This is a genomic window from Microbacterium sufflavum (assembly GCF_023091155.1).
Taxonomy (GTDB): domain Bacteria; phylum Actinomycetota; class Actinomycetes; order Actinomycetales; family Microbacteriaceae; genus Microbacterium; species Microbacterium sufflavum.
The window spans coordinates 1,133,655-1,145,167 of sequence record NZ_JAHWXK010000001.1 but is presented as its reverse complement, the minus strand read 5'-3'; the positions used below and the strand labels follow the sequence as shown (position 1 = coordinate 1,145,167).

Sequence of the window (11,513 nt, the reverse complement as noted above, 5' to 3'; positions counted from 1 at the left end):
ATGCGAGAGCGCGGCCCTGAAACGCGCACCGGGGCTCGGTGGGACTGAGTCCCAACCGCGACCCGAAAGAGTTCTCGACGATGATGACCGATTCGCCGGTGTCACCCGCACCCTCCCGCCCGTCGCTCGGTGTCCGCATCGGGCGCATCGCGTTCCTCGTCGTCGCCGCGATCGTGGTGATCGCGGTGGCCGCGGCGTTCTTCGTGACATGGACCATCCAGCGCTCGTTCCCGCAGACCTCGGGCACCCTGCGGCTGGACGGCCTCGCCGCCGAGGTGACCGTGCAGCGCGACGCGAGCGGGATCCCGACCATCACCGCCGACTCCTCGGAAGACCTGTTCTTCGCGCAGGGGTTCGTGCACGCGCAGGACCGCTTCTTCGAGATGGACTTCCGCCGGCACGTGACGTCGGGCCGCGTGGCCGAGCTGTTCGGCGCGTCCCAGGCCGGCACCGATGCGTTCCTGCGCACGCTCGGGTGGCGCACGGTCGCCGAGGCCGAGGTCGAGGCGATGGACGACACGACCCGCGGCTACTACGAGGCGTACGCCGACGGTGTGAACGCCTACCTGTCGTCCCGGTCCGGAGCGGAGCTGTCGCTCGAGTACGCGGTGCTGGGCCTGCAGAACCCCGACTACGAACCGGAGCCGTGGGAGCCGGCCGACTCCGTCGCGTGGCTCAAGGCCATGGCCTGGGACCTCCGCACCAACGTCGAGGACGAGACGGAGCGCGCGCTGCTCGCGGGCGCCCTCGCCGACGGCGGCGACCCGGAGGACACGCACGCCCTGCTCGCGAAGCTGTACCCCTCCTACCCGTTCGACCGGAACCCGGTGATCGTGCCGCAGATCTCCACGGTGGAGCCGCTCGACACCACCGCAGACGCCGCCGCGTTCACCCTGCCGCCGAAGGACGGCGAGGTGCAGCAGGCCGTCACCACGATCGAGTGGCAGGAGACGGCGAACGTGATCGAAGCTGCGAGCGTCCTGGTCGGAGACGCCGGCGAGGGCATCGGCTCCAACTCCTGGGTCGTCTCGGGAGAGCTGACCGCGTCGGGCATGCCGCTGCTGGCGAACGACCCGCACCTCGGCGCCTCCCTGCCCTCGGTCTGGTACCAGGTGCAGCTGAAGTGCTCGACGGTGGACGCCGACTGCCCGTTCGACGTGGGGGGCTTCTCGTTCTCCGGTCTCCCGGGCATCGTGATCGGCCACAACCAGCGCGTCGCATGGGGCTTCACCAACCTCACCACCGACGTGACCGACCTGTACGTCGAGCGCATCGAGGGCGACGCGTACTGGCGCGACGGCGCGCTCGTGCCGCTCGAGGAGACCACCGAGACCATCGCGGTCGCTGGTGGCGACGACATCGAGCTCACGATCCGCTCCACCGTGCACGGCCCCATCATCTCCGGCCTCACCGACGACTTCACCGCGATCGCCGACGCGCCGGACCCCGCGCTCCGGGCCGAGGGCACCGCCCCCGCTCCACCGGGAAGCGACGCCGCCGAATACGCCCTGAGCCTGCGCTGGACGGCCCTCGACCCCGGCACCACCGCGACCGCGATCTTCGCCCTCTCCACCGCGCAGGACTTCGACGACTTCCGCGCCGCCGCCGCCCTGTTCGACGTTCCGGCGCAGAACCTCATCTACGCCGACGTCGACGGCAACATCGGCTACCAGACGCCGGGGCGGCTGCCCATCCGCGGGGCCGGCGACGGGTGGATGCCGCAGCCGGGGTGGGACAGCGGCTACGACTGGACCGGCTACATCCCGTTCGAGGAGCTGCCCGTGGCGTACAACCCCGCGTCCGACTACATCGTGACCGCGAACAACGCGATCGTCACCGACGACTACGAGTACTTCCTGTCGCGCGACTGGGACCAGGGGTACCGCGCTGCCCGCATCGCCCACCTGATCGAGCGCCGCGCGGCCGCCGCGCCGCTGACCGCGGAGGACCTGCGCGACATCCAGATGGACGGCGAGATGTGGATCGGCAAGCAGCTGGTCAGCGCCATGGGCGACGTCGAGGTCGACGGTACCGGACCGCGGACGGCCGTCGAGCTGCTCCGCACGTGGGACGCGCAGAACGACAAGACCTCCGCGGCCGCCGCGTACGCGAACGTGCTGTGGTCGCGCCTCGTGCAGAACCTCTTCGCCGAGCGCGCCGTGCCCCTGCCCACCGACGGCCAGGGACGGCTGTTCACCGTGGTCGGCGACCTGCTCGAAGACCCGTCCGACCCGCTGTGGCGCAACGACCGCATCGACGTCGACGGCATGCCCCAGATGCTGGCCCGGTCGGCCGAGGAGGCGTACGACGAGCTCGCCGCGCTGCAGGGCACCGACACGACGCGCTGGAACTGGGGCGACCTGCACGCCATCACGCTCCGCAGCGGCACGTTCGGCTCGTCCGGAATCGCCCCGATCGAGGCACTGTTCAACCGCGGACCCTACCCGGTCGGCGGCGGCGCATCGGTGGTGGACGCGACCGGCTGGACCATCGGCGAGTCGTACGCCACCACGACCGTGCCCTCCATGCGGATGGTGGTCGACCTCGACGACCTCGACGCCTCCACGTGGATCCACCTCACCGGCGCCTCCGGTCACGCCTACCACGAGCACTACGTCGACCAGACGGAGGACTGGGCCTCGGGCGTGCAGCGCCCCTGGGCGTTCACACCGGGCGCGGTCGAGCGGTCCGCGCGCGACACCCTGATCCTGGCCCCCGCCGGCTGAGAGACCCGCAGAGGTTCCTCGGCTAGCGTGGACCGGTGCCCTCCAGTTATCTCGCCCCGAAGGGGACGACCGCGACGCTGCTGGAGTTCGAGCACGGCGGCGCGACCCTCATCGCGGAGAGCTTCGGCGAGGGGCCGCACACCTACCTGCTGCTGCACGGCATCGGCATGGGCCGCAGCGTGTACCTCGACCTCACCCAGCGGCTGAACGGACGCGTGATCGCGCTCGACCTCCCCGGGTTCGGCGAAGCGCCCGAGCCCACGCGCACCCTCACCATGCAGCGCCACGCCGACCTGGTCGCCGCGTATCTGCGCCACGTCGACGCGGAACCCGTGGTGGTGATCGGGCACTCGATGGGCAGCCAGATCGCGGCCGAGCTCGCCGCCCGGCACCCCGAGCTCGTGGCCGGGGTGGTGCTCGCGGGACCGACGGTCGACAAGGCCGCGCGCAACATCGGGGCCCAGGCGCGCTACCTGCTGCAGGACCTCGTGGGCGAGCGGCCGCTCGTCATTTGGCGCGGCGCGCGCGAGTACCTCCGCGGCGGTCCGCACCTGATCCGCAAGATGCGGGCGACCATCGTGCATCAGCCCGAGAAGGCCTTCCGCCGCATCCACTGCCCCGTGCTCGTGCTGCGCGGGGAAGACGACCCGCTGGCCCCGATGAGCTGGTGTCAGGTCATCCTCGACGCCATCCCCGGCGCGGAGCTCTCCGTGATCCCCGACCACGGGCACGGCACCCTCATCAGCGACTCCGAACCCGCCGCACGCCTGATCGAGGCGTTCGCCGACCGCACCTGACGCGCGGGCGAGGTCAGCCCGCGGCGGGCGGCGTCTGCTTGGACTCGGCGAGCTCGTCCACCACGAGCCCGCGCTGCTCGATCGTGCCGTTGCGATACGCCTGCCGTCCGACCATGTGCGCGGACAGGGGCGCCGTGGCGAACTGCATCAGCACCACCGGGGCGACCAGCACCAGGCCGAACAGCACGCCGCCGATCGACCGCTGCGACAGCGCGATCGCCACGCAGATCACCAGCAGCCCGAGCACCTGCGGCTTGGTCGCGGCGTGCAACCGTGTCGGCACGTCGCGGAAGTGCAGCAGCCCCACCGCGGCGGAGAGGCACAGCAGCGCACCGATCAGGATCAGCACCAGCACCGCGACGTCGATCACGGCGTCGGGGATCATCAGGCCGAACACGTTCATGGCGTCGTGTTGTCCCTTCTCGCGACGAACCGGGCGACCGCGATCGACCCGAACACGCCGACGGCGGCGATGATCAGCAGCACCGGGATGTTGCGGGTGTGACCGTTGATCGCCATCTCCGCGCCCAGCACGCACATGACCTCGGTGAGCAGCACGTCGGCGGCGACCGCGCGATCGAGGATCGACGGACCGCGCACGATGCGGATGACGGCGAGGATCGCGGCGACACCGAACACCGCCATGATCACCAGGAGCAGCACGTTCATCGGGCACCCCCCACCCTGGCCGGATCGATGCGACCCGCGCGCTCGTCGGCCTTGAGGCGGCGGTACTGCGACGGGTCGCCCAGCGCGCGCACGACCCGCTTCTCCCAGCCGAGCACCCCCTGCCGCTGCTCCTCGACGTCTTCCTTGCTGCGCACGCCGATCACGTGCAGGTACAGGATGCGCCGGTCGCGGTCGGCCTCCACCACGAGCGAACCGGGGATCAGCGACGACACCACCGCGACGTGCGTCATGACGAGGTCGTCCGCGTACCGCAGCGGCACGGCGACGATCGCGGTGCCCGGCTGCCGGCGGAAGTCGAACACCTGCACCGTGACCGACAGGGCGCCGCGCAGCACTGCCCAGAGGAACTGCACGATGAACAGCGCGGCGTACCAGAGGTTCACGCGGCCGGACAGCTCGACCGTCGGCAGCCGGAACACGCGCGTCACGAAGATCGCGACCACGAGCCCGGTCAGGAACGAGAGCACGGTGAACTGCGCCCACAGCAGCATCCACAGCACGATCAGCCAGGCGAGGAACGGCAGCTGCATGCCGATGTCGCGCCACAGGCGCCGCGTCTCCGGCCTCATCCCTCCACCTCGTCTTCCAGTTGGACGAGGTTGACCGGCTGCAGCAGGCCAGCCCCGATGCGATCGCACAGAGCGTACAGCGGACCGGCGAAGATCGTCAGGGCCACCGTGACCGTGACCATGCCCGCGGTGGCGACCGTCATGATCTTCGGGATGCGCCTGGTCTCCTGCTGCTCGTCGGCCGCGGGTGCGCCCGTCAGGTAGGAGATGCGTCCCTCGGTCTCGGTGGAGTCCTCCTCCTCGCGCCAGAACGCCAGGTTCCACGCCCGCATGAGCGCGTACAGCGTGAGCAGCGAGGTGATGATGCCGCCGAAGATCAGCACGATCATCAGGGGCGTGCCCACGGAGGCGGCGGCCTCGAACAGCGCGAACTTGCCGATGAACCCGGAGAACGGGGGCAGACCGCCGAGGTTGATCGCGGGGATGAAGTACAGCACCGCGATCACGGGCGCGATCTTGAGCAGCCCCTTCACCCGCAGGATCGAGGTGCTTCCCGCCCGACGCTCGATGAGTCCCACGGCGAGGAAGAGGGTGGTCTGCACCACGATGTGGTGCACGATGTAGTACACGGTGGCGCCGATCGCCGCGGGCGTCGCGATCGCCAGGCCGAAGATCATGTAGCCCACGTGGCTCACGAGGGTGAACGACAGGATCCGTTTCAGCTCCGCCTGCGCCACGGCACCCAGCACCCCGACGACCATGGTCGCCAGCGCGATGATGAGCAGCAGCGTGTCGATGCTGTTGGAGGCGAAGAGCTGCGTCTCGGTGCGGATCAGCGCGTACACGCCGACCTTCGTCAGCAGTCCGGCGAACACCGCCGTGACCGGGGCCGGCGCGGTCGGGTAGGAGTCGGGCAGCCAGAAGGAGACGGGGAAGATGGCGGCCTTGATGCCGAAGGCGACCACGAGCATCAGGTGCAGCACGAGCTGCGTGTCCTGCGGCAGCTCCGACATGCGCTCGGCGATCTGCGCCATGTTCACGGTGCCGAGGGCGCCGTAGATCATCGCGATCGAGGCGAGGAACAGGATCGACGACACGAGCGAGACGACGATGTACACCGCACCCGTGCGGATGCGCGACTCGGTGCTGCCCAGCGTGATCAGCACGTACGACGCGACGAGCAGGATCTCGAAGCCGACGTAGAGGTTGAACAGGTCGCCCGCGATGAAGGCGTTGAAGATGCCGGCCGCGAGGATCAGGTAGGAGGGGTTGAAGATCGAGATCGGGGTCTCGTCCGCGCCGTCTGCGACGCCCTGACCGATCGAGAAGAGGAGGACCGCGAGCAGCACGACGCTCGACACGAGCACGAGCAGCGCGGCGAGCCGGTCGACGTAGAGCACGATGCCGAACGGCACCGGCCACCCGCCGACCGAGACCGCGAGCGGGGATCCCGCATCGACCACGACCAGCAGCACCGCGGCGATGACCGAGACGATCGCGAGGGTGGCGACCGTGACGAGCACCTGGAGCCGGGCATTGCGCCCGAACACGAGGGTGACCGCGGCGCCCAGCAGCGGCAGGGCGACCAGGAGCGGGACGAGCGTGGTCATGACCTGCCCTCCCCGTCTGTCGTGTGGTCTGGATCCTCGTCGGCCTCGGGTTCGGGTTCGTCCTCCCGCTGCGCGCTGTACGGCGAGTCGTAGGGGGCGTCGTCGTGGATGTCGGGGTGGTCCCGCATGTGCAGCACCGTGATGGGCGCGGTCTGCACGCCGACGAAGTCGGTGGTCGCCTCGTCGTCGTCGGTCTCCGACTCGTCGTCCATGAGGTCTTCGTCGGCGTCGGTGCGCTCGCGCAGGGCGATGTCGGCCTCGTCGTCCTCGACCGTGTCGGCCTGGCCGAGCTGCCAGGAGCGGTAGATGAGGGCGAGCAGGAACGCCGACACCGCGAAGGTGATCACGATGGCGGTGAGGGTCAGCGCCTGCGGGAGCGGATCGCTGAGGTCGCCGTTCGTGCCGAAGAAGGGGGCGTTGCCCGGCACGCCCATCACGATCAGCAGCAGCAGGTTCGTGGCGTTGCCGAGCAGCAGGAAGCCGATCAGCACCCGGGTCAGGCTGCGCTCGAGCATCGCGTAGACGCCGCACGCGAAGAGCACGGCCATGATCGCGATGAGGGCCAGGGAGACGTCCATCAGCCGTTCCCCCCTGTCCGTGAGGTGAAGTCGATCGCGGTGCTCTGACCGGGGCGGAGCGCGGACTGCCGGTCCACCTCGGCGCCGAGGCTGCGCAGCACGTCGAGCACGAGCCCGATCACCACGAGGTACACACCCACGTCGAAGATCGTCGAGGTGACGAACTCCATGTGACCGATGCCCGGGATCTCCCACTCCCAGAAGGTGCTGGTGAGCGGGGCCATCCCGAAGAACAGCGGCACCACGGCCGTGCCGACCGCGAGGATGAGGCCCGCCCCGAGCAGGCGTCCGGCGTCGGTGGGTGCGGCGGCACCGAGCTCCCAGCGGCCGCCGGCGATGTAGCGCATCACGAGCGCCATTCCCGCGACGAGTCCGCCGGCGAAGCCGCCGCCCGGCAGGTTGTGACCCGCGAACAGCAGGAAGATCGACACCACGATGATGGTGTGGAACAGGATGCGCACGATGACCTCGAGCAGGATCGACCTGTTCTCCGGCTTCATCTTCTGTCCGCCGACCAGCCAGGCGCGCGGGGCGCTGCGGTTCTCGGACGTCTGGAAGCGCACGCCGTCGGTGGTCTCGACGAGCGGACGGCTGCGGGCGGCCTTGCGCACGGAGCGCGGCAGGGTCTTGGTCGCGGCGAGCAGATCGGCGCGGTGGGTCACGAAGACGAGGGAGGCGACACCGGTCGCCGCGAGCACGAGAACCGACAGCTCGCCCATCGTGTCCCAGCCGCGTAGGTCGACCAGGGCCACGTTCACCACGTTCTTGCCGTGGCCGATCTCGTAGGCGATCTGCGGGAAGATCTCCGAGATCGGGTCGGCGACGCGCGACTGGGTGGCCACGATCGCGACGAACGCCATGGTGAGGCCGACGCCGATGCCGAGCAGCGCCCGGGGGATGCGGCTGACCGAGGCGTTGTGCTCGCCCATCCGCGCGGGGAGCCGCCGCAGCACCAGGGCGAACGTGACCATGGTGACCGTCTCGACGAGGATCTGCGTGAGCGCGAGGTCGGGTGCGCCGCTGGTCGCGAAGAGCACGACCATGCCGAGACCCGTGACCGAGGCGAGCACGACGCCGGTGTACCGCTTCCTGGCGCGCACCGCCACCACGCCCGCGACGGCCATGATCGGCGCGACCGCGAGCTGTGCCGGGGTGTGCCAGAGCGACAGCTGGTAGCGGTCGATGTCGCTCGCGATGAGCGCGGTGACCTCGGCCGCGACGAACACCACGAAGATCGTGCCGACGTAGACGGGCAGCGAGCCGCGCTGCGTGAGGGTGGTGCTGAGCACGGACAGCCGGTCGATGCCGCGCATCACGAGGTAGTAGGCGTCGGCGGCGGTGAAGGGCAGCAGGCGCGGGCGACGGTCCCAGCCGCTGCGTCGCGTGAGCAGGAACAGCCCGATGCCCAGCAGGACCGTGAGGATCGAGATCCCGAGCGCTGGTTCGAACCCGTGCCAGAGCGCGAGGTGACCGGGGCCTTCGACGGCGGCGCCCTCGTGGTCGAGGCCGGGGTTCGCGGTGAGCGCGTAGGGCTGCAGGGCGATGTCGAGCGCGGGGGCGCCGATGCCCGCCGCGAGGGTGACCCCGGCGAGGATGATCGGCGCGGAGAGGAAGCCGACGGGCGGGTCGGGCCACGCGGTGTCGGGCCGCCGGTCGCCGCGGTCGTCGCGTTTGGTCCAGAACGCTCCCCACAGGAAGCGCACGCCATATGCCGCGGTGAGCATGGAACCGAGGACGACGCCGATCAGCGCCACGAGTCCCCAGATCGAGCCGCCCTGCGCGTCATCCAGGAGCGCCGTGAGCGTGGACTCCTTGGCGACGAAGCCGATGGTGGGCGCGATGCCCGCCATCGACGCGACCGAGATGAAGGCCGCGGTCGCCATGACCGGCGCCTGCCGTCCGACCCCGGAGAGCTCGGTGATGTCACGCGTGGAGAGCTGCCGGTCGATCACGCCGACGATCAGGAACAGCGCCGACTTGAACAGGGCGTGCCCGATCACGAGCGCGAGTCCGGCGAGGGCGGCGGCCTGCGTGCCGTAGCCGACCACGACGGCGAAGAACCCCAGCTGGCTGACGGTGCCGAAGGCGAGCACGCGCTTGAGGTCGGTCTCGCGCAGCGCCTGGATCCCGCCGAGCAGCATGGTGAGGCTGCCGAGGCTGATGATGATCGGTCGCCAGGTGGCGCTCAGCGCGAAGATCGGGGCGAAGCGCGCGATGAGGTAGATGCCGGCCTTCACCATCGCGGCGGCGTGCAGGTAGGCGCTGACCGGCGTGGGGGCGGCCATCGCACCAGGGAGCCAGAAGTGGAACGGGAACAGCGCCGACTTGCTGATGGCGCCGATCAGCAGCATCACGATGGCGGCGTCGATCAGGGGCCCGGTGGGGGCGAGCGCGAGGATCTCGCGGATGCTCGACGTGCCGGCGTCTACGACGAGCAGCACGACGCCGACGAACATCACCAGGCCGCCGAGGGTCGTCACCAGCAGAGCCTGCAGCGCGGCTCGACGGCTGGCGGCGCGGCGGCGGTAGTGCCCGATCAGGAGGTACGAGAGGATGCTCGTCACCTCCCAGAACATCACGAGCATCACCAGATCGTCGGTGAGCACGAGGCCGTACATCGCGCCGGCGAAGCCGAGCAGCACCCCGGCGAACTGGCCGATGCCGGCCGCGTCGTCGTGGAAGTACCAGCGGCAGTAGAGCAGCACGAGCGCGCCGACGCCGGTCACGATCAGGGTGAGGACCCACCCGAGCACGTCCATGTTCATGGAGAGCGAGAGCCCGAGCTGCGGGATCCACGGCACGGACTCGAACGGCACAGGGCCGTCGAGCACCTGCGGCGTGAGCACCAGCGCGTGCACGAACGCGGCGGCGGGGACGAGCGCGGCGACGGCGAAAGCCTGTGCTCCCAGCCAGCGCACCAGAACGGGCAACAGCAGCGACCCGAGGAGGAACACGGCGAGGAGCATCAGCATATACGCGGCTCCTCGGGGCTCGTCGGCCTTGCGGCTCAGGCGGGCGGTGTCCGTCCAGTTTACCGGGATGATGGGGCCGGGCGGTTCGCGGGTCTGCGCGACGTGCCAGAGTGTTCGCATGCACGGGGGCGCACGGAGGGAGCTGGCGGGGTGGCTCACGGCCCTCGCGATCGCCCTCGTCGCGGCGGGTCAGCTCGCCGCATCGCCCCGTTCCTCGCTGCTCTTCCGCGACGGGGATTCCCTGGTCGTGGGACTGATCTCGCGCGCGGTCCTCGACGGCGGCGGGGTCGGCGAGTGGGCGCTGTCGAGCGTGCTGTTCCTTCCGGAGTCCGCCGTGCACGTCGCCCTCGGCGCGCTGCTGCCGCTCGACGTCGATGGCCTGCTCGCGGTGAACGCGGTGGTCAACCTGCTCGGGTTCTACGGCGTGGCGCGGCTCGTCGCCGGTCGTCGCCGCGCGGGTGCCGCCCCGGTCGCGTGGTCGCTCGCGGCGCTCGGGGTGTTCGCGCTTCTCGTGTTCACCGAGGCGTCGCCGTCGCGCGATGCCCTCGAGCTCGCGTCGCTCTCGCTCACGACCACCTACTACGCCGCGACCACGATCGGAGCGGTCGCCGCGGTCGGTCTGGCCCGGCGCTTCCTCGACCGCCCGGGCGGCGGGGTCGTGCTGCTCTGGGCGCTCGGCGCGACGGCCGCCGTGTCCACGCTGACCAATCCGCTGTTCGCGGCCTGGGCCACGGTGCCGCTGCTGGCCGTGCTGGTCGTGCTCGGGTTCTCCGTCCGGAGCCGGCGGTCCGCGCTGCTGCTCGGCGCTGCCCTGCTCGGTGGCACGCTGCTCGGCTTCCTCTGTCGCATTCCGTTCTCGGCATGGATCGCGAACACGGGCGCCGGTTACGTGCAGCCGTGGCGCTGGCGGGAGTCCCTCGAGCTGTACGCCGGGCTGTTCGCGGCCCGGCTCTCGACGCCGCCTGGGGTGCTCGCGCTGGTCGTGGTCGCCACCCTCCTCGCCCTCGCGGTGGTGCGCATGCGGCGGACATCGGCGCCCGGCGCGCGGCTCGTCGCCGCGGTCGCGTGGGTTGCTCCCGCCCTGGTGCTGCTCGGGGCGGTGGCGCTCGGCACCCAGGCCGCGCGATACCTCCAGCCGCTGGCGTTCGCGCCGGTCCTGGCCCTGGTCGCCGATCCGCGTGCCGTGCTGCCGTCGTCTCGGCTCGTGCGCGGTGCGGTCGCGGCGCTGGGTGCCCTGCTGCTCCTCGCCGCCGGACTGAGCGGGCCGCGACTGGCGGCCGCCGCGCAGGCACCCGACGCCGACCTGACGTGCGTCACCGACTGGGTCGACGCATCGGGGCGCACGGGTGCCGGGCAGTTCTGGACCGTGCGGCTGCCCAAGCTGCACCTCGACGACCCGTCACGCCTGGTGCAGGTCGACCACGCGCTGAACGGCTACGCCTGGCTGGTCGACCGGCGGGACTTCGCGGCGGGGGAGGTGTCGTTCCTGGTGGAGGACGCGCAGACCGTGCCGTGGCAGCTGCCCGCCGGGGTCGAACCGGTGGCGACGATCGAGTGCGGGCGGTACCGCGTCCTGGACTTCGGCGAGACGGCGCTGCGCCTCGGTCCCGCGCATTCCTGAGGGCAGGCGG

9 protein-coding genes are annotated in these 11,513 nt (G+C 70.8%); 3 read left to right on the top strand and 6 right to left on the bottom strand.

Features of this window, described 5'->3' with window-relative positions:
• Positions 1–83: 83 nt before the first annotated feature.
• Both KZC56_RS05680 and KZC56_RS05675 read left to right on the top strand, forming a co-directional pair.
• Complete coding sequence (locus tag KZC56_RS05680; protein ID WP_372490601.1) at positions 84–2,726, top strand: penicillin acylase family protein; 2,643 nt, start codon at positions 84–86, stop codon at positions 2,724–2,726.
• A 35-nt stretch (positions 2,727–2,761) separates the two neighbouring features.
• Positions 2,762–3,523 (top strand): alpha/beta fold hydrolase, encoded by a 762-nt coding sequence (locus tag KZC56_RS05675; RefSeq protein ID WP_136033106.1) that lies wholly within the window; start codon positions 2,762–2,764, stop codon positions 3,521–3,523.
• 13 nt (positions 3,524–3,536) lie between these two features.
• Here KZC56_RS05675 and mnhG read toward each other — a convergent pair whose 3' ends face one another.
• The 6 genes from mnhG to KZC56_RS05645 are packed head-to-tail and all read right to left on the bottom strand — an operon-like array spanning position 3,537 to position 9,882.
• Complete coding sequence (mnhG, locus tag KZC56_RS05670) at positions 3,537–3,926, bottom strand: monovalent cation/H(+) antiporter subunit G (protein ID WP_136036515.1); 390 nt, start codon at positions 3,924–3,926, stop codon at positions 3,537–3,539.
• Positions 3,923–4,192 carry an MrpF/PhaF family protein gene (locus KZC56_RS05665; RefSeq protein ID WP_136033102.1) on the bottom strand — a complete coding sequence of 90 codons (270 nt, stop codon included), beginning with the start codon at positions 4,190–4,192 and terminating at the stop codon, positions 3,923–3,925. Before KZC56_RS05665 ends, mnhG begins: the two co-directional genes overlap by 4 nt.
• Complete coding sequence (locus KZC56_RS05660; RefSeq protein WP_136033099.1) at positions 4,189–4,782, bottom strand: Na+/H+ antiporter subunit E; 594 nt, start codon at positions 4,780–4,782, stop codon at positions 4,189–4,191. Before KZC56_RS05660 ends, KZC56_RS05665 begins: the two co-directional genes overlap by 4 nt.
• Positions 4,779–6,332 (bottom strand): Na+/H+ antiporter subunit D, encoded by a 1,554-nt coding sequence (locus KZC56_RS05655; RefSeq protein ID WP_136033097.1) that lies wholly within the window; start codon positions 6,330–6,332, stop codon positions 4,779–4,781. Before KZC56_RS05655 ends, KZC56_RS05660 begins: the two co-directional genes overlap by 4 nt.
• Positions 6,329–6,910: a Na(+)/H(+) antiporter subunit C gene (locus KZC56_RS05650; protein WP_136033094.1), complete on the bottom strand. Its 582-nt coding sequence runs from the start codon at positions 6,908–6,910 to the stop codon at positions 6,329–6,331. Before KZC56_RS05650 ends, KZC56_RS05655 begins: the two co-directional genes overlap by 4 nt.
• Complete coding sequence (locus tag KZC56_RS05645) at positions 6,910–9,882, bottom strand: Na+/H+ antiporter subunit A (protein WP_247638862.1); 2,973 nt, start codon at positions 9,880–9,882, stop codon at positions 6,910–6,912. Before KZC56_RS05645 ends, KZC56_RS05650 begins: the two co-directional genes overlap by 1 nt.
• Positions 9,883–10,000: 118 nt before the next feature.
• On the opposite strand from KZC56_RS05645, the gene KZC56_RS05640 reads away from it, so the two are divergent.
• Complete coding sequence (locus KZC56_RS05640; RefSeq protein WP_247638060.1) at positions 10,001–11,503, top strand: hypothetical protein; 1,503 nt, start codon at positions 10,001–10,003, stop codon at positions 11,501–11,503.
• Positions 11,504–11,513: the final 10 nt, after the last annotated feature.